This is a genomic window from Streptomyces durocortorensis (assembly GCF_031760065.1).
Lineage (GTDB): Bacteria > Actinomycetota > Actinomycetes > Streptomycetales > Streptomycetaceae > Streptomyces.
Genome location: NZ_CP134500.1, coordinates 4,073,191 through 4,093,140 on the forward strand (window position 1 = coordinate 4,073,191; position 19,950 = coordinate 4,093,140).

The following is a 19,950-nucleotide window of genomic DNA, read 5'->3' on the forward strand; positions in this document are numbered from 1 at the left end:
ACGTACGCACGTCTGAAAGCAACGAAACAGGTAGATCATGGCCGGGAACAGCCAGCGCAGGAACCGCCGCACGTCCAACAAGAAGGGCGCGCAGGTCGGCAGCGGTGGCCAGCGACGCCGTGGTCTCGAAGGCAAGGGCCCGACCCCTCCGGCCTCCGCCCGCAAGGGACACAAGAAGAACCGCATCGCCAACGTCCAGGCCAAGCAGGCTGCCGCCCGCCGCCCGGCCCCCCGGCGCGGCGGCGTCAAGGGCACCTCGGAGATGGTCGTCGGCCGCAACCCGGTCTTCGAGGCCCTGCGTGACGGCGTGCCCGCCGTCACGCTGTACGTCCAGCAGTTCATCGACAACGACGAGCGCGTCCGTGACGTGCTCAAGCTCGCGGGCGAGCGCGGCAACATCAACCTGATGGAGGCCCCGCGCCCCGAGCTGGACCGGATGACGAACGGCCTGAACCACCAGGGCCTCGTCCTCCAGGTCCCGCCGTACGAGTACGCGCACCCGGAGGACCTCACCGCCGCGGCGTACGACAACAACGAGGACCCGCTGATCGTCGCCCTCGACGGGGTGACGGACCCGCGCAACCTGGGCGCGATCGTCCGCTCGGTCTCCGCGTTCGGCGGCCACGGCGTGGTCGTCCCCGAGCGCCGGGCGGCCGGTATGACCGCCGGTGCGTGGAAGTCCTCGGCCGGTACGGCGGCCCGCACCCCGGTCTCCCGGGTCACCAACCTGACCCGCGCGCTGGAGGGCTACCAGAAGGCGGGCCTCACGGTCGTCGGCCTGGCCGCCGACGGCGAGCACACGGTGGAGGACCTGGAGGCGCTGGACGGCCCGGTCGTCATCGTCATCGGCAGCGAGGGCAAGGGTCTCGGCCGCCTCGTCGGCGAGACCTGCGACTACCGTGTGCGGATCTCCATGCCGGGCGGCGCCGAGTCCCTCAACGCCGGTGTCGCGGCGGGCATCGTCCTGTACGAGGTGGCGCGCCGCCGCGCGTAGCCGCACCGGCACCGGTCGGCGTTCGCGCGGCAATGGGCTCGTCCGTCGGCGAGTTGACGCGCGAACGCCGAACACAGTTCCAGGATGCCCGAGTTTGGCCTGATCTTGACGGGTCTCGGACACATCTGGTGCGGTCAAGGCAGTGTCCTAAACACACATCACTCGGTTAGATGAGTGTGGACACCAGAACGCCTCGGTTCGACGAGCAACCCGCCCTGAGCATGACCAAGGTGGACAGCGACCCCGCGCAGGTCATCGTCAACCACGCCAGCTTCCGGGTGCAGCTCCCCCCGGGCCAGCGCGCACGGCTGCGCGGTGCCCCCGCGGCCACGGCCCGCATCCCCGCGATGAGCGGCGCAGGCGGAGGCCGAAGGCGGGCACCCGTCGTCTGGAGCGGGAAGTCCGCCCCGGGCGACCCCGGCGCGACGGGCCTCCTCCAGGCCATGCGCAACTCCACCGCCGGGCATCTCGATGCCGGACTCGGCGGGGCCTCCGGCGACGGGCACGGGACGGGCGCGACGCAGGTCATCCCGCTCCTGGAGGAGACGCAGCCCAATCCCGTACTGACCGCCCCGCACCAGCCCGGATCGGCCGGCCCGCTCCTGCCGCCCATGCGCCAGGCCGTCGGCGCGTACGACCCGGTCGACGGCCCCGAGGGTCCGGACGGCCTCGACGGACCCGGCGGTGACGAGGACCACGACGAGACTGCCGAGGCCCGCGCCCGCCGCCACGGCAACGACCCGGTCCGGCACGCCTACTACCCCGGCCACCGGATGAACCTGGGCGTCGTCCTGCTCCCCATGCGGGTCTTCCTCGGCTTCATCTCCATCTACGCGGGCATGGGCAAGCTGTGCGACCCCGTCTACTTCGACGGCGGCGAACGCGGCTCGATGGTGAAGTGGCTGACCTCTCTGAACCCCTGGGCGGCGGCCGAGCCCCTGCGCGACTTCGCCCTCTCCCACCCCGTCGGCGCGGGCCTGACCATCGCCTTCCTCCAGGTCGTCGTGGGCGTCCTCACCGTCCTCGGCCTCTGGCAGCGCGTCGCCGCCTCGGTGGGCGCCCTGCTCTCCGCCGCCCTCCTGGTGACGGTGAGCTGGCGCACGGTGCCGGTGTACGAGGCGCCCGACATCATCTTCCTGGCCGCCTGGAGCCCCCTGATCATCGCGGGCGCCCCCGTCTACTCCGTGGACGGGCGGCTCGCCGGGGAGGCCTGGCGCAAGCTCGGCCCGCGCTCCGAGATCTGGGACCTGCGCCGCCGGGTCCTGCGCCGCGGGACCGTCGTCGCCAGCGTCGTCATCGGCCTCACCCTGCTGGTCGGCTCCGTCCTCGGCGGCGCGGTCCGCTCCACCGAGGTCGTCACCGTCCCCGGCCGCAGCGACTACCCCACCAACCGCCTCCCCGGCATGCCGCTGCCCCAGGAGTCCACCGGCGAGCGCGAGGCCTCCCGTACGCCGGAAGAGCAGCGACGCCCCGAACCCTCCAGCTCCGGCGCCGCGAGCACGCCCGGCACGGGCGAGGCCAGCCCCGGCGCGACCCGTGACTCGGGCGGCCAGAGCACCGGTTCGGGCAGCACCCAGCCCAGCCAGACCCAGGGCACCGGCCAGGCCCCCCCGCAGCAGTCCACCCCCCAGCAGCCCCCGTCCGCCACCAGCGCGGGTCCCACCTCCTCCGGCTCCACCGGCGGCGACGCCTCCTCCGGCGGCGGCGAACCGGAGCCCACCGGAGGCTCGACCTCCTCCGGCGGCGAGGGCTCGACCTCCGGCGGAGGCGGCCGGAACCCGATCGGCGGTCTCCTCGGCTGAGCCCGCTCCGTAGAGCTTCGTAAGGTTTCTCGTAGGGCTTCGTAAGGCTTTGTCAGACGGAGAGGGCGGCCCCCACCGAACAGGGTGGGGACCGCCCTCTCCCGCGCTCACCGGTACGTACGGGCTCCAGTGCCGCACGCCAGCACACACGGCCGCATGTACGGGCGACTGTCAGCCCCCGTGCGAGCCCAGCTCCCGGGCCGCCTCGGTCAGATCCTTCGCGGTGTCGATGGCCCGCCAGTACGCCCCGTGCGGCAGTGGATACCCGGCGAGCCGACGCTCGCGGGCGAGGCGGGGGAACGTCGTCCGCTCATGGTCGCCGCGGTCCGGCAGCAGCTTCGTGAACGAGGGCGAGAACACGTACACCCCGGCGTTGATCAGGTACGGGGAGGGCGGCGACTCGATGAAGTCGGTGATGTGCCCGAACGCGTCCGTCTCCACGGCACCCCACGGGATGCGGGGCCGGGCGAGGGCCAGAGTGGCGGTGGCGTCGCGCTCGGCGTGGAAGGCGGCCATCTCGCGCAAGGAGAAGCGCGTCCAGATGTCACCGTTCGTGGCGTACCACGGCTGATCGGCGTCGGGCAGGCGCTCGGCCGCGTACTTCAGCCCGCCGCCGCGTCCCAGGGGCTCGGTCTCCACGACAGTGGTGACCCGGAGCGGCAGCACGGCCGCCTCCAGCCACTCCTGGAGCACCTCGGCGAGATGCCCGCAGGAGACCACGGCGTCGGTGACCCCTTCGGCGGCCAGCCAGGACAGCTGATGGCCGATGATCGGCGTCCCGGTCCCGGGGATCTCGACCATCGGCTTGGGGCGGTCGTCGGTGTACGGCCGCAGCCGTGACCCCTGGCCACCGGCAAGGATCACGGCCTGTGTCGGATACGTATGCATGGCAGGCACGATAGGCGCTGCCCGCGGGCGGGCGGCGGCGGTCCGTGCCACCGCCCCCCGGACTCAGCTGAACTGGGCGACGCCGGAGGCGAACGAGGTGTCGCAGACGGGGCGGGAGAAGCGCTGCGCACGGGTCGGACCGTACTGCTCGACGGCGGCCTTGCCGAGCGCCTTCGCGATCGACATGCAGTGGCGGGCGAGCGACGGGCGCTGCTCCACGGCGCGCTGGAGAGCCGTGAGCGCGGTGCCCGGGTCCTTCTCCTGGAGCTCCACGAGCAGCTTCTCGCGAAGGATGTCCTGCGGGGCACGCGGCTTCGCTGGTTTGGACACGGTCTCCGAGGAGGCGGCCAGCAGCGTGGAGTCGTTGTCCGGCGCCGCCCACGGAACGGTGGTGACCGCGAGGGTCCCGGACAGAACCATGACGACGGGCAGGACGAGAGCGAGGGATCGGCCGATGCGGCGCGCGGTGTGGGTCACGCAGCGAGCGTAGCGGCCAGTGATGACTTGGCGACATTTCGTCACCCTCGCGGGGGATGGTTCGACGCGTCCTTTCGAATACCAGGTTGACGAACCAAGGCGAAATGCCCTGTGTGCCGGGGTATTTGACCCCATCCGGCGTCGAAACCCAAACGCGCCGCGACCACGCAAACGGCCCCGCGCCTCCCTTGCGGGGAGCGCGGGGCCCGAGCGTACGGCAGGCGGCGGGTCAGTTGGCGAGACGCTCACCGGTGGAGGTCGAGAAGACGTGCAGCTCGTCCGGGCGCGGGACGACGTGCAGTTCGGTGCCCTTCTCCGGGACGGCGCGCCCGCCGACACGGACGACCAGGTCCTTGTGCTCGCCGGCGACCTGCGCGCCGCCGTAGACGAACCCGTCGGCGCCGAGCTCCTCGACGACGTTGACGGAGACGGCGAGACCGGCCGGCTCGCCCGAGGCGCCCTTGGCCAGCGACTGCGCGGCGGCGCCCCCGTGCTCGACGATGTCGAAGTGCTCCGGCCGGATGCCGACCGTGACGGTGGTGTCACCGCGGTTCGTGGCGGCGCTGAGCGCCTCGCGGGAGACCGGGACGACGCTGTTGCCGAACTTCACGCCGCCGTCGGTGATCGGGACCTCGACGAGGTTCATCGCGGGGGAGCCGATGAACCCGGCGACGAAGAGGTTGGCCGGGCGGTCGTACATGTTGCGCGGCGAGTCGACCTGCTGGAGCAGCCCGTCCTTCAGCACCGCGACCCGGTCCCCCATGGTGAGGGCCTCGACCTGGTCGTGGGTGACGTAGACCGTGGTGATGCCCAGGCGGCGCTGGAGCGAGGCGATCTGCGTACGGGTGGAGACGCGGAGCTTGGCGTCGAGGTTCGACAGCGGCTCGTCCATGAGGAAGACCTGCGGCTCCCGCACGATGGCCCGGCCCATCGCCACACGCTGGCGCTGACCACCGGAGAGCGCCTTCGGCTTGCGGTCCAGGTACTCGGTGAGGTCCAGCATCTTGGCGGCCTCTTCGACCTTCGCCCGGATGTCGGTCTTGTTCACACCGGCGATCTTGAGCGCGAAGCCCATGTTGTCCGCGACGGTCATGTGCGGGTAGAGCGCGTAGTTCTGGAACACCATGGCGATGTCCCGGTCCTTGGGCGGCAGGTGCGTGACATCACGGTCACCGATGCGGATCGCACCGCCGTTGACGTCCTCAAGACCCGCGAGCATGCGCAGGGAGGTCGACTTTCCACAACCGGAAGGACCGACGAGGACGAGGAACTCACCGTCCGCGATGTCGATTTCGAGCTGGTCCACAGCCGGCTTCGTGGAGCCGGGGTAGACGCGGGACGCCTTGTCGAACGTGACACTGGCCATGCTGAATCTTCTCCTCCACCGGCAGGAACGTGCCGGACGATCCGAGTAGGGAGTGGTCTGGTCCACTTGAGCGGACCTGCCGTGACGCTACCTGGCGTTTCCTGATCTGTCAGTAGTCCGGGGCACACGGAAAACGCGGACGGGCGGGGCGCGGGGTTGGTTAGACTGCTCTGGCACGCCTCCTTAGCTCAGCTGGCCAGAGCAACGCACTTGTAATGCGTAGGTCGTCGGTTCGAATCCGACAGGGGGCTCGGTGGGAAGCCCAGGTCAGGTGTTGTCTGACCTGGGCTTCTTTTGTCGGCGCGTGAAACCGGGCGAGGGGCCGGCACTGGTTCCGCCGCCTGCGGACCCGCTGGGAGATGTGCGCGGACCCGCTGGGAGTGACGCGACGGCATCCATGAAGCCTTCCTCACGCCCGGTGCGCCTGTACCAGCGGATGACCGTGCTTCCGTCACTCGGGGGAGAGCCCGTCGTGGCGACGGTACCCAGGCGTGACGCCTGGACGCCGGAACCGGAGCACGGTGGAACCGGGCCGACGACAGCCGTTGGCCAGCGAGGGCGCTGGGCGGGAGTGGTGATGACGCGCGTGGTGACGCCAAGGGCGGCTCGGATGGTCGTGGCGCTGGGCAGCGCGGCTGCCGCGCCCTATGTCGCTATGAAGGCGTACTGGGCATTCGGCGGCAGGGCGGGGCTTGCGGACGGGTTCGACGTGACGGGCGAGTTCGAGAGGAACGGCGCTCCCGATGCGCTGGTGTGGCTGGAACGACACGGCATCGACTTCACGGCCGTGCTGGCGCTGATGGGCGTGATGCTGGCATTCGCCCTCGTCCGGCCATGGGGACGGAGACTCCCCCGGTGGCTCTTGCTCCCCCCGGCCTGGGCGGGAACGCTGTTGATCCCGTACGGACTGCTGACCGCTGTGGTCGCCCTCACCGGGAACGGCGGCGATGCCGCGCCTTCGGTGACGCAGTGGGTGGTGCCCGCCGGGGTCGGCGCGTTCCTGGGCATCGGAACAGCCTTGGGCGTCGGAGCCTGGTCACGCCTGAACCATCACGCTGTCGCTGAAGGCATGCCCCGCTGAAGGTTGAAGCGGGCGTGCGACAGCCGGTCCGCGTCCTCACCGGCGTTCCAAGGCTCCGGCCTTGCCATCCCGCACCTGAATCGTCACTCCCGCGATGAGCCGGCCGCCGCAGAGATCATTTCGATAGGAGTTCCATCTCCCGAGCGATCCTGGCGGGCTGTACGGACGAGGAGCATGTCTGCCCGGTGGCGCCCCTTCAGCGGGTGGCACCCGGTGGCACCCGATGGTGCCTAGTGGTGCCAGATGGTGCCGATGTGGCGCCACCGCTGGTCGTTCGGGGCGCTTCTGTGACGCCATCGCGAGACCCTCGGTTGTAACTTCGCAGTTCAGGGGCGTCTTCGCGCGAAGTGCGCCCAAGTGGCTCGACGTGGTGCCATGTGTGTGCCATGATGGCGTCATGGATCTCACCCCCTACGTCGACAATCTCCGGCGGGAACTCTCCGTCGCCGCGGATGCCAGCAGTGACGAAGCCCGGGCCCTGGCCGAGCGGCTCAGTGCCCCCCTGGAGTCCGCCGCCCGGCTGACCCTGCTCAATGTGCTCTCCGCGGCCATGGGTGAGGTCACTCGGGAGCTGGCGCCCGGTTCGGTCGATGTGCGGCTGCGCGGGCTCGATCCCGAGTTCGTGGTGACGCCGCCGCCGGTGCCCGAGCCGGTGCGGGAGGCGCGGGAGCCGGTCGCGGCTCCCGCCGTGACCGCGCCGCCGGCCGGGGAGGCCGAGGACGGCACCCTGGTGCGGATCAACCTCCGCCTCCCCGCCCACCTCAAGGGCCGCGCCGAGAGCGCCGCGGCGGCGGAGGGGCTGTCGGTCAACGCCTGGCTGGTGCGGGCCGTGTCCGTCTCCCTCGACGGTGGGGGGCGTGCGAGTGCACCGGGTCGGGGCGAGGACTCGGGCGGTCGCGGCTTCACCGGCTGGGTCCGCTAGGGCCGGGACCTTCCAGCCCCACCGGCCCCCCAGCCCCACTTTCACCGGCGGATCGCCGATCCGGCCGACGTCACCGATCGCTGATCGCTGATCACTCATCATTCACCGAGCCAAGAGGACGGGACCGCCATGCCTTCTTTCGATACTCCTGAGCCGATCTCCGCCGTCATCGAACTGGACGCCGGTACTGCCCGTATCGCTGCCGGCAAGCGCACCGACACGGTCGTCGAGGTGCTGCCGGGCAACGGATCCGACGAGGACGACGTACGCGCCGTGCGGCAGACCCAGGTCTCCTGCTCGGGCGGGCGTCTCACCGTCAAGACCCCCAGGAAGCGGTCCCTGTTCGGCAGGCCGGGCACCGTCGTCGTGAGCGTCGAACTGCCCGCGGGGTCCGACGTTCGGGGCACGTCCGCCCTGGGCGGCTTCGTCTGCGAAGGCCCCCTCGGGGACGTGAAGCTCACGACCTCGCTCGGAGATCTCCAGGTGGATGAGGCCGCCCGCGCCGAGCTCAGGACCGACCACGGCGACATCCGGCTGGTCCGCTCCGCCGGGGACGCCGAGATCGTCGGATCCGGCCGGGTCGAGGTCGGCGTGGTGGGCGGGGCGGCTGCCGTCAAGAACGGCAACGGTACGACCGGGATCGACGAGGTCGGTGGTGAGCTGAAGGTCAACGCGGCCAACGGCGACATTTCCGTGGGCGTCGCGCACGGCAGCGTCGTCGCCAAGTCCGCCAACGGGCGGATCGAGATCGGCGTCGCCCGTGCGGGGGTCGATGCGACCTCCTCCAACGGGCGCATCCGTGTCGGCGATGTGGTGCGTGGCCGCATCGCTCTGCGTACCTCCGTCGGCGACCTCGAAGTGGGCATCCACGAGGGCACCGCCGCCTGGCTCGACCTGAACCCCAAGTTCGGCACCGTACGCAACTCGCTCGGCGCCGCCGCCGGTCCCGAGGGCTCCGACGAGACCGTCGAGGTGCACGCCCGGAGCGGGGCCGGCGACATCATCGTCCGCCGCGCCTGACCCCGCCCACGTCCGCCCGCGTCCGCCTCGCCCGTCACGCCCGGCTCACCGCCTCATGCCCGGCTCACCGCCCACGCCCGCCTTGCCGGTCATGTCCGCCTCGCCGCCCACGCCCGACTCACCGCTCACGAAAGGGAACCAGCATGACTGTCATCCGTGCCTCCGCGCCGCTTGCCGAGCAGGCTGCGCCGCAGGCGATCACCGCCACCGGACTGCGCAAGTCCTACGGCGACAAGCTCGTGCTCGACGGCATCGACCTGTCGGTGCCCGAGGGCACGGTCTTCTCCCTGCTCGGCCCCAACGGCGCGGGCAAGACCACCGCCGTCAAGATTCTGTCCACCCTCATCACCGCCGATGCCGGCCGGTTGAGCGTCGGCGGCCATGACCCGGCCGTCGATCCCCAGGCCGTGCGCGGCGCGATCGGTGTCACCGGGCAGTTCTCCGCCGTGGACGGCCTGATCACCGGTGAGGAGAACATGCTGCTGATGGCGGACCTGCACCGTCTTCCGCGCCGGGAGGGCCGACGGGTCGCCGCCGAACTGCTGGAGCGCTTCGACCTCGTGGAGGCGGCGAGGAAGCCGGTATCGGGCTATTCCGGCGGCATGAAGCGCCGCCTGGACATCGCCATGACGCTGGTCGGCTCCCCGCGGATCATCTTCCTCGACGAGCCGACCACGGGTCTCGACCCGCGTTCCCGTCACACCATGTGGGGGATCATCCGCGAGCTGGTCGCCGGCGGCGTCACCGTCTTCCTCACCACCCAGTACCTGGAGGAGGCCGACGAGTTGGCCGACCGTATCGCCGTGCTCAACGACGGGAGGATCGCCGCCGAGGGCAGTGCCGAGGAGTTGAAGCGGATCGTTCCGGGCGGGCACGTCCGGCTCCGCTTCACCGACCCGGACGCCTACCGGTCCGCCGCCTCCACCCTGCACCAGGCCGCGCGCGACGACCAGGCGCTGGCATTGCGCCTTCCCAGCGACGGCAGCCAGCGCGAACTGCGCTCCATCCTCGACTGGTTGGACTCGGCCGGGATCGAGGCCGACGAGTTGACCGTCCACACCCCCGACCTCGACGACGTGTTCTTCGCCCTCACCGGATCCGGCGCGCCCGCCCGGAACGGCCAGCCCAAGGAGGCACTCCGATGAGCTCCCTCGCCCTCGCCGTCCGCGACTCGAACACCATGCTGCGCCGCAACCTCCTGCACGCCCGGCGCTACCCCTCCCTCACCCTGAACCTGCTCCTCACGCCTGTCATGCTCCTGCTGCTTTTCGTCTACATCTTCGGCGATGTGATGAGCGCGGGCCTCGGCGGCGGAGGCGCCGATCGCGCCGAGTACATCGCCTACATCGTCCCGGGTCTGCTGCTGATGACGGTCGGCTCCACCGTGGTCGGGACCGCTGTCTCCGTCTCCAACGACATGACCGAGGGCATCATCGCCCGCTTCCGCACCATGGCGATCCACCGCGGCTCCGTGCTCGTCGGGCATGTCGTCGGCAGCGTGCTGCAGAGCGTTCTGAGCGTGGTCCTGGTGGGCGCCGTCGCCGTGGCCATCGGCTTCCGGCCGACGGACGTCACCGCCCTGGAGTGGCTGGCGGCGTTCGGGCTGCTCGTGCTCTTCGCATCGGCCCTCACCTGGGTCGCGGTCGGCATGGGTCTGATCAGTCCGAACGCCGAGGCCGCCAGTAACAACGCCCTGCCGATGATCCTCTTGCCTCTCCTGTCCAGCGCCTTCATCCCGGTCGGGACGATGCCGGGCTGGTTCCAACCGATCGCCGAGTACCAGCCGTTCACGCCCGCCATCGAGACCCTGCGCGGCCTGCTGCTCGGCAGCGAGATCGGCCACAACGGCTGGCTGACCGTCGGCTGGAGCCTCGGGCTCGTGGTGCTCGGCTACCTCTGGTCGACCTCGAAGTTCGGCCAGGACCCCCGGTAGCCGACGGGGAGGTGCGGTGAGGGGCCCGGGCCGATTTCTACCGAGGGGTAGGCGGCCCGGGCTCCTTGTTATACCTTGCGTCTAACAAGCGGGTGGGGCATCCGGCCGCTGCCCGGGCAGCAGGGGGCTGTTGTCGTACGCACTCCGCCGCGCCGTGCGCACGCCACCACGTCGTACGCGCGCATCACCACGCTGTACGCCCGCAACAGCACCCTGTACGCCCACAGCAGCCCCCTGTACGCACACATTGCCACGATCAAGGATCACCGCACTCGACCCAAAGGAGCCGCAGCATGGCCGGCAGCACCGTTCCGTCGAAGGCCCATCCGTCGAAGGTCCAGGACAGTCCCGAGGGTGACGATGTCGCGCGGCGGCTGCTCGGCTCGGCCGCGCAGCTGGCGTACGACCCGGCCACCGAGGTCGACTGGGAGACGCCGCTGGACAAGGAGTTCCACGGCGCGAGCCCCGAGTGGAGCACGCTCTACGGCACGCCGTACTGGCGTGAGTTGACCGAGGCGCAGCGCAAGGAGCTCACCCGGCAGGAGGCGGCCTCGGTCGCCAGCACGGGGATCTGGTTCGAGATGATCCTTCAGCAGATGGTGCTGCGGGACATCTACATGAAGGACCCGGCGGGCGCGGAGTTCCAGTGGGCGCTGACCGAGATAGCCGAGGAGTGCCGCCACTCGATCATGTTCGCGCGCGGCGCGCAGAAGCTCGGGGCCCCGCACTACCGGCCCCGGCGCGGGGTGATGGAGCTGGGCCGGGCCTTCAAGACGCTCGCGTTCGGCGAGGCCGCGTACGCGGCGATCCTGGTCGCCGAGGAAGTCCTCGACGTGATGCAGCGGGACTGGATGCGTGACGAGCGGGTGGTGCCGTTCGTCCGCACCATCAACAACATCCATGTGGTGGAGGAGTCCCGGCACATGAAGTTCGCCCGGGACGAGACCCTCAAGCGGCTGGAGGGCGCGGGGTGGGCACGGCGGCAGATCAACGCGTTCGTCGTCGCCGTCGCCTCGTACTTCATCGTGACCAGCATGGTGAACCCGGAGGTCTACCGCAGGGCCGGGCTCGACCGGAAGCGTGCGCTGGCCGCCGCGAAGGGCAATGAGCACCACAAGTCGATGATGCGGTCCAGCTGTTCGGGGCTGATGGACTTCCTCGCCTCCGCCCGGCTGCTCACCAAGCCCGCCCTCGCCTTCTACAAGCGCGCGAACCTGATCTGAGCCGGGGACATGACCTACGCCATCACCCAGACCTGCTGCAACGACGCCACGTGTGTGGCCGTGTGCCCGGTCAACTGCATCCATCCGACGCCGGAGGAACGCGCCTTCGGCCGTACGGAAATGCTCCACATCGACCCCCGGGCGTGCATCGACTGCGGGGCCTGCGCGGACGCCTGCCCGGTGGACGCGATCTTCCCAGTGGACGTGCTGCCCGCCGGGCTACGGGAGTACGCGGACATCAACGCCGCCTATTACGAGGGTGCCCTTTACGAGGGTGCTTTTTACGAGGGGGAGGAGCCCCCTTCCGCCGGGGCCGGTGTCGACGGGCCCAACTTCCATGTCTGGGGCGAGCCGGTCTTCGAGCGGAGCCTGCCGTCCGACTTCGGGCCGCTGCGGGTGGCCGTCGTGGGCACTGGTCCGGCGGGGATGTACGCCGCTCAGGACCTGCTGCTGCACACCGGTGCGGAGGTGACCCTGATCGACCGGCTGCCGGTGGCGGGCGGCTTGGTCCGGTACGGCGTGGCGCCCGATCACCCCGCGACGAAGAAGGTCGGCGACACCTTCTCCCGTTTCCACAGCCACCCCCGGGTCCGTATGCACCTGGGCATCGAGGTGGGCCGGGACGTCACCGCCGAGGAGCTGGCCGCCCACCACGACGCGGTGATCTACGCGGTCGGCGCGTCCACGGACCGGCGGCTCGGCGTCCCGGGTGAGGAGAGCCCCGGCGTGCTGTCCGCGACCTCGTTCGTCGCCTGGTACAACGCCCATCCCGAGGCCGTCGCGCAGGGCGTCGACCTGTCCGCCGAGAGGGTCGTCGTGGTGGGCAACGGCAACGTCGCCCTCGACGTGGCCCGGATTCTGGTCGCCGACCCGGAGACGCTCGCGGCGACCGACATCGCCACCCACGCGCTGGAGGCCCTGCGGGCGAGCCAAGTCCGTGAGGTCGTGGTGCTGGGGCGGCGGGGGCCGGAGGACGCCGCGTACACCCGTTCCGAACTGCTGGCCCTGAAGCACCTGGAGGGCGTGGAGCTGGCCGTGGACGACCACGACCCGCGTACGGCGGCGGCGATCGACGCGGCGGGGCCGGGGGACCGGGCCGGGGTGCTGCGGGGGCTGGCCCGGGTACGGACGGATGCCGGGTCCCCCGCGTTCGGTGAAGGGGCGGCCCGGCGCATCGTGCTGCGCTTCCACTCCGAGCCGGTGGAGATCCTTGGCGGCGGTGGCGTGCACGCGGTGCGCGTCACGGACGGAGCCGACGGCGGCGGTGGTGGCGGCGGAGGCATGGCGGACCTGCGCGCCGGGCTGCTGCTGCGGGCCATCGGTTACCGGGGGCTCCCGGTCCCCGGGCTGCCGTTCGACGAGGCCTCGGGCACGGTCCCGCACGAGGGCGGCCGGGTCGCCGGACTCCCCGGCAGCTATGTCGTCGGCTGGATCAAGCGCGGGCCGTCCGGCGGGATCGGCGCCAACCGCACCTGCGCGGCCGAGACGGTCGGCACGCTCCTGGCCGACGCGGTCGCCGGGGCGCTGCCCACGCCCGCGGGCGATGCCAAGGCGTTCCGGCGGCTCGCCCGGCAGCGCAACCGCCGCGTCGTGGACGCCCGCGGCCTGGCCGCGATCGACCGAGCCGAACGGGACCGGGGCCGGCGTGCCGGGCGGCCCCGGGTGAAGCTCGCCACCGTGGAGGAACTGGTGGCGACGGCCAAGGCGGGGCGGCTTTCGGGGCTCAGGCGCTGAGCGCTGAGCTCTCGGCGTTTGGGGGCTGGGGGCTGGGGACTGGGGCTGGTGGCCGAGGAGGCAGGCTGCTGGTGGGGTGGCCTGGCGGCGATCGCTTCCCGGGCTGTCGCCCGCCCCTCGTGGGCGGGGCAGGGGCGGGCGTCCGTATGCGGATCGTGGGGCCGGTGGTGTACTGGGAGGAGAAGGAGGGCCGCCCATGCGCCGACTTCGTAGCGTCGCCCGTACTGCCGCCGGTACCGCCGGCGGTGGCTGTGCCGCCGTCGTACTGAGCCTGGGGTGTGCGGCCGGGCTGTCAGGCGGCCCGGGTGTGGGGACGCAGGACACGGCCCCGCTCCCCGCAGCCGAATCCAAGGCCCGGGCCCCGTTCCCCGCGGCCGAGTCCATGGCCCCGGCCCCGCCCCCCGCGACCGGGCGCTCGGTGACGGCGCCCGCCTCCGTACCCGCCTCGGTGCCTGCCCCAGCCTCCACCCCCACCCCCGACCCCGCCGATCACACCGATCCCCGCACCGCGACCGCCGTCCTCGCGATACCCGCCATCGGTGTCGAGGACCTGGACGTCGTGCCGTACGAGGGGACGACCGACGACCGGCCCGGCAGCCGTATCCAGGACCGGGGCGTCGCCTCCAGTCCGTACGGCGAGGAGGGCGGGGTCGGGCCGGGTGAAGTCGGCAATTACCTGGTCACCGCGCACCGGCTCAGTGCCGGAGGCGTGTTGCGTGATCTGCCGGATCTCGGCAAGGGCGATTCCGTGTACGTGACCGAGGGCGGTACCCGCTACACGTACGAGATCACCGAGACCCGGCAGACCTCCTTCCGCAGCGAGCGGTCGCTCGCCGAGCAGCGGGCCGAGGTGCCGGGCAAGCCCGGTGCCGAGCCGACCCGGGCGATGATCACGATCTCCACCTGCGCGACGCCCGAGGACGACGCGGCCGGGAACTTCTGGCGGGACGCCCTCGGCAACCCCGAGCACCGGATCGACAAGGTGGGCGTGCTGGTGGCGGAGCGGCCGACGCCGTAGCCCGGCGTCAGTGGCCCGGCGTCAGTGGCGGCCCGCTATGCGGTCCGCCGTCTTCGCGATCGGGTCGGTGCCGGGGCGCGGAGAGGACGTCTCGCGGCGGTCGGCGGCGCGGTAGGCGGCGTACAGGCCGTGGACGCCGAGCCAGCGGAAGGGTTCCGGTTCCCAGCGTCGGACCTTGTGGTTCACCCAGGGGAGCGTCGTCAGGTCGGTGGTGCCCGCCTGGCCGGAGTCCTGCTGGATCAGGTCGCGCAGGGTGCGGGCGGCGAGGTTGGCCGTGGCGACGCCGGAGCCGACGTAGCCGCCTGCCCAGCCCAGGCCCGTGGAGCGGTCCAGGGTGACCGTGGCGCACCAGTCGCGCGGGACGCCGAGGACGCCGGACCAGGCGTGGTCGATGCGGACGCCCGCCGTGGTGGGGAAGAGGCGGACCAGCAGGTCGCGGAGGGCTGCGACGGTGGCGGGCTGGGTGCGGCCGTCGTTGTCGGTGGCGGAGCCGTAGCGGTAGGGGTGGCCGCGGCCGCCGATCGCGATGCGGTCGTCGGCGGTGCGCTGGGCGTAGAGGTAGGCGTGGGCCATGTCGCCGAGGGTCTCGCGGCCCTCCCAGCCGATGGTGTCCCATATATGGGCGGGCAGCGGCTCGGTGGCGATCATGGAGGAGTTCATCGGGAGCCAGGTGCGCTTCTGGCCTTTGAGGCTCGCGGTGAAGCCCTCGGTGCAGCGCAGGATGTACGGGGCGCGGACCGTACCGTACGGGGTGACGGCGTGCTTGGCCTTGATCTCGGTGACGGGCGTCGACTCGTGGATCGTGACGCCGAGCGCCTCCACCGCGTCCGCGAGGCCCTTGACCAGCTTGACCGGGTGCAGCCGGGCGCCGTGCGGGGTCCAGGTGGAGCCGACGGCCCCGGTGACATGGATACGTTCGGCGGTCTCGCGGGCACCGCGCAGGACCCGGTCGCTCTCGCCGAACGCGATCTCGACGCTGTGGAAGTCCTTGAGGCGGGCCAGCTGCGCCGGGGTGTGGGCCACCTCCAGGACACCGCCCTGGTGGATGTCGGCGTCGATCTTCTCCTCGGCGGCCACCCGGACGACCTCGCCGACCGTCTCGTTCATCGCCTTCTGGAGCCGTACGGCGGCGTCGTGGCCGTGCAGCTTCGCGTACCGGTCGCGGCCCGCGATGCCGTTGTAGAGCCAGCCGCCGTTACGGCCGGAGGCCCCGTAACCGCAGAACTTGGCTTCCAGAACGGTGATGTTGAGGAAGGGAACGGCCTTCTTCAGGTAGTACGCCGTCCAGAGCCCGGTGTAGCCGCCGCCGACGATGCAGACGTCGGCGCTCGCGTCGCCGGGGAGGGGTTCGCGCGGGGCGGGGGTGCCCTCCTGCGCGTACCAGAACGATATGCCGCCGTTGACGGTACTGACGGTGCTCATGATGCCCCTGGTGTCCCTGTTCCGGTGTCCGGTACTCACTGATGCCGAGCGTATGTGTGGCGGGACGTTACTGCGCGGGGGGCCGCTGCGTCTCCTGGTCCGTACGGCGGCGGGTCAGCGGGTAGCAGGCGAGGCCGATCAGCACGGCGGTGAAGTGGCCCAGGTCGGTGAACGTGCGGCCCTCGCCGATCAGCGGCACGCCGTAGGCCACCAGGACCGCGAAGGCGTAGGCGTACCGCCAGAGGTGCGGTACGCGGTACGTGAGGACGGCGACGACCCCGGCCAGCGCGTAACTCACGCCCACGTCCAGGGTGTTGGCGGCCGACGGCGGGGCGTGCCCGTACCGGATCGCCCAGGCCAGGACGCCCTCGCTGACGAGGGTCGCCAGTACGTGCGCGAGGATCACGACCGTCAGCCAGCGCAGGGTGCCGAGCCAGTGTTCGGCGGTGGCGTGGAAGACGGTGAACAGCACGGCGTACGGGAGCCAGCGGCCGCCGTCGATCCACAGGGCGCCGGAGATCAGGACGCGGAGGGGGTTCCGCGAGAGCTCGTGCAGGTTGGTGGAACGGTCCCGCAGGAACTCGTCCTCGAAGGCGGGCGACATCTGCCGCAGGACGACGGCCGTGACGAAGAGGATGCCCAGCCAGATGTACGTGCCGGGGGCGGTGGCGATCCAGTGGCGGACGGCGGCCGCGGCTGTGGACCGGGGGCTGCGGGTGCCGGGGGCGCGAGGGCGGATTCCCGGCTGTTCTCGGGGCATGGCCCGATTGACGCATGTGCCTGGGATCGGGGGTGTGATCGACATTCCCGAAGAAGTGATCGACACCCGGTCCACGTACAGCGGAGCCGCCGGGCGGGCTTTCGTCGCCGGGTTGCCGGGTCTTGTCGCGCGGTGTCTGGAGCGGTGGGGGCTGCGGCCGGACGGGCCGTCGATGTACTGCGGGTGCGCGTTGGCGCTGCCGGTGGTGCGGGAGGCGGACGGGCGGCGGCCGTTGTCGGCCGAGGGTGAGGGCGAGCGGAAATGGACAGGGCCGATACGCAGTTCGGGGGCTGCTTACGCTGACCCCATGATTCGTACCGCTACGCCTGATGACATCCCCGTCCTGCACGCCCTGGTGCGTGAACTCGCCGATTACGAGAAGGCCCTCGACGAGGTGGTGGCCTCCGAGGGACAGCTGAGGGAGGCGCTGTTCGGCGAGCGGCCCGCCGCGTACGCGCACGTGGCGACGGCCGACGACGGGGGTGATGGCGGTGATCGTGGTGATGGCGAGGTGGTCGGCTTCGCCCTGTGGTTCCTGAACTTCTCCACCTGGCGCGGGGTGCACGGCATCTACCTGGAGGACCTGTACGTCCGCCCGGAGCGACGCGGCGGCGGACACGGCAGGGCGCTGCTGGCGGAGTTGGCGCGGATCTGCGTGGAACGGGGGTACGAGCGGCTGGAGTGGTCGGTGCTCGACTGGAACGCCCCGTCCATCGCGTTCTACGAGTCGCTGGGCGCACGGCCGCAGGACGAGTGGACGACGTACCGGCTGACGGACGGGGCGTTGGCGGGGCTGGGCGCCGCCGAGGACACCCCCCGGTCCTAGCCGGGTCGGAAACCCGACCCGGCCCCAGCCCCGGTCTCACAGCTCCAGGATCACCTTGCCGATCGTGCCCCGGGTCTCCAGCGGGCGGTGGGCGGCGGCCGCTTCGGCGAGGGGAGCCCTGGACGGCGGGGCGCAGCAGGGTGGGCGGGGGCTGTCGGCGGTCCTGGCCCGGCTGGCCAGGGTCCGGTGGCCCTCGTGCAGAGTGACCCGCGCACCGGACTCGACGGCGGTGATCGCGGCGGTGAGTCCGGCGAGCCCGCCGCCGATGACGTGGATGTGGTCCATAGCTGGGACTCCTCGGGGGAGGCGGCGCGTGACACGGTCTGCGGGGGCGTTGTCAGTGGTGTGCGTCACGATGGGGGCATGGCAGCGAGTACGGGCAGGACGGCCGGGACCAACAAGGGCAAGAAGGACGGCGTCGCGGCGGCGCGGCGGCCGGAGGTGCGCCTTCCCCCGCTCGTTCCGTACGACGGGGAGGGCCTGGAGCCGGACGGCGACTACGACGGGGTGCGGTTCGCCGGGGTGGACCTGGCGGATGCTTCGGGGCCGGGTGCGCGGTTCATGGACTGCGCGTTGGAGGGCTGCGGCCTCGACCGTACGGAGCTGGTGCGGGCCCGCTTCATCGACTCGGTCCTGACCGGCGTACGGGGCGTGGGCACCGATCTCGCGGGGGCGTCGCTGCGGGACGTGGAGGTGGTGGACGCACGCCTGGGCGGGGTCCAGCTGCATGGGGCGGTGCTGGAGCGGGTGGTGATCCGGGGCGGGAAGATCGACTACCTGAATCTGCGCAAGGCCCGGCTGAAGGACGTCGTCTTCGAGGGGTGCGTGCTCTCCGAGCCGGACTTCGGGGACGCGCAGCTGGTCCGGGTCGAGTTCCGGGAGTGCGTGCTGAAGCGGGCGGACTTCAGCGCGGTGCGGATGGAGTCGGTGGACCTGCGGACGGTGGCCGAACTGGACATCGCGCGGGGCGTGGAGCGGTTGGCGGGTGCGGTGATCAGCCCGGCGCAGTTGATGGAGCTGGCACCGGCGTTCGCGGCGCAGATCGGGGTGCGGGTGGAGGCGTGAGGGAGGCGCGGGAGGTGATCCCGTACGGGGCAGTACGGGCTACCTGGTTACCGGTAACCAGGTACGGGTTTCGGGTGAGGGACGCACGAGGCGCGTATGAGTGAGGGCGCGAGGGACGTACGAGGCAGATACGGGTCGCCTCGGTTCTCTTGACGGCTCACATACGGGGGAAGCGGGCCTGGAGGTCCCAGATCACGGGGTTGTCGGCGAGGCCCTCGTGCATGTCGGCCAGATCGGCGATCAGGTCGTGCAGGAAGTCGCGGGCCTCGCGGCGCAGGAGGGAGTGGCTGAAGGTGAGCGGGGGCTCGTCGCCGGGCATCCAGTCCGCCTCGACGTCGACCCAGCCGAAGCGACGCTCGAAGATCATGACGTCCGAGGACTCGGTGAAGTCCAACTCCGCGTACTGCCGCCGGTGCGAGCGGTTGCCGCGCGGGTCCTGGTCGATCTGCTCGACGATGTCGCACAGCGCCCACGCGAAGTCGAGCACCGGCACCCATCCCCAGGCTGTGGACACCTCGCGGTCCGCCTTGGTGTCCGCGAGGTAGACGTCGCCGGAGAACAGATCGTGGCGCAGCGCGCGGACGTCCGCGCGGCGGTAGTCGGTCTGCGGGGGGTCGGGGAAGCGACGGGAGAGGGAGTAGCCGATGTCGAGCACGGATCGATGGTGTCATGCCCGGTCACGGGGGCTGACACGATCGAGTGAGGGCGCAGGTTCTTCTTCGCGGCGTTCAGCGTGGCCTGGGCGGCCTTGGCGGCGGCAGCCACGGTCAGGTGCGTGGTCTGCCGGAGGTTGCGACGCGGAGTGTCGTGGTGTCGTGACCGGCGCAGCCGGTGAACAGGGCGCGAAGCTCTCGCCGAGGCGCTCCGGGCCACGGACGCCGATGCCGCAGCGGTTTCGCCGAATTCACCGAGGCGGGTTTGGGAACCACCCCGGCCCGTGAGATCTGGAGGAACCTGATGGGCACTGGGCTGAGTCGCTTCCGGGGCTTCGTCGCCGAATCCTTCCGCGACGAGGGTCGGGTAGAAAGGCGCCTGGAAAGCCGCGCCGAGGACATTCTGCGGATTCTCGCGGTGCGCGGTGTGGAGGTGCCGGACGCGGCACGGCAGCGCATCACCACGTGTGCCGACCTTGCGGTGCTCGACGTGTGGTTCGAGCGGGCGGTCACCGCATCGAGTGTCGACGCCTTGTTCGACGAGAGCTGATCCGAAAGCCGGTCCGAGGGCTGACCTTCCACGATCAGAACCAGGCCGTCGGGTGGCAGCACCTTGCGGCAGTTGCTCAGGACCGTGACCGCCTGGTCATCCCTCCAGTCGTGCAGGACGCTCTCTTCATGAGGTAGATATCCGTTCCTGTCCTGGACGAAAGTTCTGCGCGCCTGTCCTGGGCGAACGTTCTGCGGGTCCGTCCGGCGGATCAGG

At 71.2% G+C, this 19,950-nt stretch carries 19 protein-coding genes, 1 tRNA gene and 1 pseudogene; 14 read left to right on the top strand and 7 right to left on the bottom strand.

What is annotated here, in order from left to right; translation table 11 throughout:
- Positions 1–37: 37 nt before the first annotated feature.
- Together rlmB and RI138_RS18040 are read left to right on the top strand one after the other, a co-directional pair.
- Positions 38–994: a 23S rRNA (guanosine(2251)-2'-O)-methyltransferase RlmB gene (rlmB, locus tag RI138_RS18035; protein WP_096629052.1), complete on the top strand. Its 957-nt coding sequence runs from the start codon at positions 38–40 to the stop codon at positions 992–994.
- Positions 995–1,164: 170 nt separating this feature from the next.
- Positions 1,165–2,796, top strand: coding sequence for a DoxX family membrane protein (locus RI138_RS18040; protein WP_311120762.1), 1,632 nt, complete (start codon positions 1,165–1,167; stop codon positions 2,794–2,796).
- Positions 2,797–2,967: 171 nt separating this feature from the next.
- Here the strand turns inward: RI138_RS18040 and RI138_RS18045 are convergent, their stop codons facing one another.
- The 3 genes from RI138_RS18045 to RI138_RS18055 form a co-directional block, all read right to left on the bottom strand.
- Positions 2,968–3,684, bottom strand: coding sequence for a nucleotidyltransferase family protein (locus RI138_RS18045; RefSeq protein ID WP_311120763.1), 717 nt, complete (start codon positions 3,682–3,684; stop codon positions 2,968–2,970).
- A 63-nt stretch (positions 3,685–3,747) separates the two neighbouring features.
- Positions 3,748–4,161 (bottom strand): hypothetical protein, encoded by a 414-nt coding sequence (locus tag RI138_RS18050; RefSeq protein ID WP_096629048.1) that lies wholly within the window; start codon positions 4,159–4,161, stop codon positions 3,748–3,750.
- A 229-nt stretch (positions 4,162–4,390) separates the two neighbouring features.
- Positions 4,391–5,527 (bottom strand): ABC transporter ATP-binding protein, encoded by a 1,137-nt coding sequence (locus RI138_RS18055; RefSeq protein WP_311120764.1) that lies wholly within the window; start codon positions 5,525–5,527, stop codon positions 4,391–4,393.
- A gap of 177 nt (positions 5,528–5,704) precedes the next feature.
- Here RI138_RS18055 and RI138_RS18060 point away from each other — a divergent pair.
- The 9 genes from RI138_RS18060 to RI138_RS18100 all read left to right on the top strand — a co-directional run bounded on the left by RI138_RS18060 (position 5,705) and on the right by RI138_RS18100 (position 14,458).
- Positions 5,705–5,778 (top strand) — tRNA-Thr (locus RI138_RS18060).
- 326 nt (positions 5,779–6,104) lie between these two features.
- Positions 6,105–6,608, top strand: coding sequence for a hypothetical protein (locus tag RI138_RS18065; RefSeq protein ID WP_311120765.1), 504 nt, complete (start codon positions 6,105–6,107; stop codon positions 6,606–6,608).
- Positions 6,609–7,005: 397 nt separating this feature from the next.
- Positions 7,006–7,530 carry a toxin-antitoxin system HicB family antitoxin gene (locus tag RI138_RS18070; RefSeq protein WP_311120766.1) on the top strand — a complete coding sequence of 175 codons (525 nt, stop codon included), beginning with the start codon at positions 7,006–7,008 and terminating at the stop codon, positions 7,528–7,530.
- Between the two features lie 129 nt (positions 7,531–7,659).
- Positions 7,660–8,550 carry a DUF4097 family beta strand repeat-containing protein gene (locus tag RI138_RS18075; protein ID WP_311120767.1) on the top strand — a complete coding sequence of 297 codons (891 nt, stop codon included), beginning with the start codon at positions 7,660–7,662 and terminating at the stop codon, positions 8,548–8,550.
- 143 nt (positions 8,551–8,693) lie between these two features.
- Positions 8,694–9,695, top strand: a complete 1,002-nt coding sequence (locus RI138_RS18080; protein ID WP_311120768.1) for an ATP-binding cassette domain-containing protein — start codon at positions 8,694–8,696, stop codon at positions 9,693–9,695.
- Complete coding sequence (locus tag RI138_RS18085; RefSeq protein WP_311120769.1) at positions 9,692–10,483, top strand: ABC transporter permease; 792 nt, start codon at positions 9,692–9,694, stop codon at positions 10,481–10,483. Before RI138_RS18080 ends, RI138_RS18085 begins: the two co-directional genes overlap by 4 nt.
- Positions 10,484–10,776: 293 nt before the next feature.
- A complete protein-coding gene (locus RI138_RS18090) occupies positions 10,777–11,706 on the top strand; it encodes an AurF N-oxygenase family protein (protein WP_311120770.1) in 930 nt (309 codons plus the stop codon).
- A gap of 9 nt (positions 11,707–11,715) precedes the next feature.
- Positions 11,716–13,440, top strand: a complete 1,725-nt coding sequence (locus RI138_RS18095; protein WP_311120771.1) for an FAD-dependent oxidoreductase — start codon at positions 11,716–11,718, stop codon at positions 13,438–13,440.
- Between the two features lie 382 nt (positions 13,441–13,822).
- On the top strand, positions 13,823–14,458 hold the full coding sequence (locus RI138_RS18100; RefSeq protein ID WP_311122925.1) for a class E sortase: 636 nt from the start codon (positions 13,823–13,825) through the stop codon (positions 14,456–14,458).
- A 21-nt stretch (positions 14,459–14,479) separates the two neighbouring features.
- Here RI138_RS18100 and RI138_RS18105 read toward each other — a convergent pair whose 3' ends face one another.
- Both RI138_RS18105 and RI138_RS18110 read right to left on the bottom strand, forming a co-directional pair.
- Positions 14,480–15,880: an NAD(P)/FAD-dependent oxidoreductase gene (locus RI138_RS18105; RefSeq protein WP_311120772.1), complete on the bottom strand. Its 1,401-nt coding sequence runs from the start codon at positions 15,878–15,880 to the stop codon at positions 14,480–14,482.
- Positions 15,881–15,947: 67 nt separating this feature from the next.
- Positions 15,948–16,640, bottom strand: a complete 693-nt coding sequence (locus tag RI138_RS18110) for a rhomboid-like protein (RefSeq protein WP_311120773.1) — start codon at positions 16,638–16,640, stop codon at positions 15,948–15,950.
- Between the two features lie 307 nt (positions 16,641–16,947).
- Between RI138_RS18110 and RI138_RS18115 the strand changes: the two genes are divergently transcribed.
- Positions 16,948–17,466 (top strand): GNAT family N-acetyltransferase, encoded by a 519-nt coding sequence (locus RI138_RS18115; RefSeq protein WP_311120774.1) that lies wholly within the window; start codon positions 16,948–16,950, stop codon positions 17,464–17,466.
- A gap of 147 nt (positions 17,467–17,613) precedes the next feature.
- Here the strand turns inward: RI138_RS18115 and RI138_RS18120 are convergent.
- Positions 17,614–17,751: pseudogene (locus RI138_RS18120) on the bottom strand (NAD(P)-binding protein); the annotation flags it as partial.
- Between the two features lie 78 nt (positions 17,752–17,829).
- Between RI138_RS18120 and RI138_RS18125 the strand changes: the two are divergent.
- Positions 17,830–18,531, top strand: coding sequence for a pentapeptide repeat-containing protein (locus tag RI138_RS18125; protein ID WP_311120775.1), 702 nt, complete (start codon positions 17,830–17,832; stop codon positions 18,529–18,531).
- Between the two features lie 157 nt (positions 18,532–18,688).
- On the opposite strand, the gene RI138_RS18130 is transcribed toward RI138_RS18125, so the two are convergent.
- The gene (locus tag RI138_RS18130) at positions 18,689–19,186 is read right to left on the bottom strand and encodes a hypothetical protein (RefSeq protein ID WP_311120776.1); all 498 of its coding nucleotides are present in this window, start codon (positions 19,184–19,186) and stop codon (positions 18,689–18,691) included.
- Positions 19,187–19,488: 302 nt separating this feature from the next.
- Between RI138_RS18130 and RI138_RS18135 the strand changes: the two genes are divergently transcribed.
- Complete coding sequence (locus RI138_RS18135; protein ID WP_311120777.1) at positions 19,489–19,734, top strand: hypothetical protein; 246 nt, start codon at positions 19,489–19,491, stop codon at positions 19,732–19,734.
- Positions 19,735–19,950: the final 216 nt, after the last annotated feature.

Coding starts and splice junctions, on each gene's coding strand:
- RI138_RS18070 (WP_311120766.1), top strand. CDS start 7,006: ATGGATCTCACCCCCTACGTCGACAATCTCCGGCGGGAACTCTCCGTC.
- RI138_RS18080 (WP_311120768.1), top strand. CDS start 8,694: ATGACTGTCATCCGTGCCTCCGCGCCGCTTGCCGAGCAGGCTGCGCCG.
- RI138_RS18090 (WP_311120770.1), top strand. CDS start 10,777: ATGGCCGGCAGCACCGTTCCGTCGAAGGCCCATCCGTCGAAGGTCCAG.
- RI138_RS18045 (WP_311120763.1), bottom strand. CDS start 3,684: ATGCATACGTATCCGACACAGGCCGTGATCCTTGCCGGTGGCCAGGGG.
- RI138_RS18110 (WP_311120773.1), bottom strand. CDS start 16,640: ATGCCCCGAGAACAGCCGGGAATCCGCCCTCGCGCCCCCGGCACCCGC.
- RI138_RS18105 (WP_311120772.1), bottom strand. CDS start 15,880: ATGAGCACCGTCAGTACCGTCAACGGCGGCATATCGTTCTGGTACGCG.
- rlmB (WP_096629052.1), top strand. CDS start 38: ATGGCCGGGAACAGCCAGCGCAGGAACCGCCGCACGTCCAACAAGAAG.
- RI138_RS18075 (WP_311120767.1), top strand. CDS start 7,660: ATGCCTTCTTTCGATACTCCTGAGCCGATCTCCGCCGTCATCGAACTG.
- RI138_RS18040 (WP_311120762.1), top strand. CDS start 1,165: ATGAGTGTGGACACCAGAACGCCTCGGTTCGACGAGCAACCCGCCCTG.
- RI138_RS18125 (WP_311120775.1), top strand. CDS start 17,830: ATGGCAGCGAGTACGGGCAGGACGGCCGGGACCAACAAGGGCAAGAAG.
- RI138_RS18095 (WP_311120771.1), top strand. CDS start 11,716: ATGACCTACGCCATCACCCAGACCTGCTGCAACGACGCCACGTGTGTG.
- RI138_RS18100 (WP_311122925.1), top strand. CDS start 13,823: ATGGCCCCGGCCCCGCCCCCCGCGACCGGGCGCTCGGTGACGGCGCCC.
- RI138_RS18065 (WP_311120765.1), top strand. CDS start 6,105: ATGACGCGCGTGGTGACGCCAAGGGCGGCTCGGATGGTCGTGGCGCTG.
- RI138_RS18115 (WP_311120774.1), top strand. CDS start 16,948: ATGATTCGTACCGCTACGCCTGATGACATCCCCGTCCTGCACGCCCTG.
- RI138_RS18055 (WP_311120764.1), bottom strand. CDS start 5,527: ATGGCCAGTGTCACGTTCGACAAGGCGTCCCGCGTCTACCCCGGCTCC.
- RI138_RS18135 (WP_311120777.1), top strand. CDS start 19,489: ATGGGCACTGGGCTGAGTCGCTTCCGGGGCTTCGTCGCCGAATCCTTC.
- RI138_RS18085 (WP_311120769.1), top strand. CDS start 9,692: ATGAGCTCCCTCGCCCTCGCCGTCCGCGACTCGAACACCATGCTGCGC.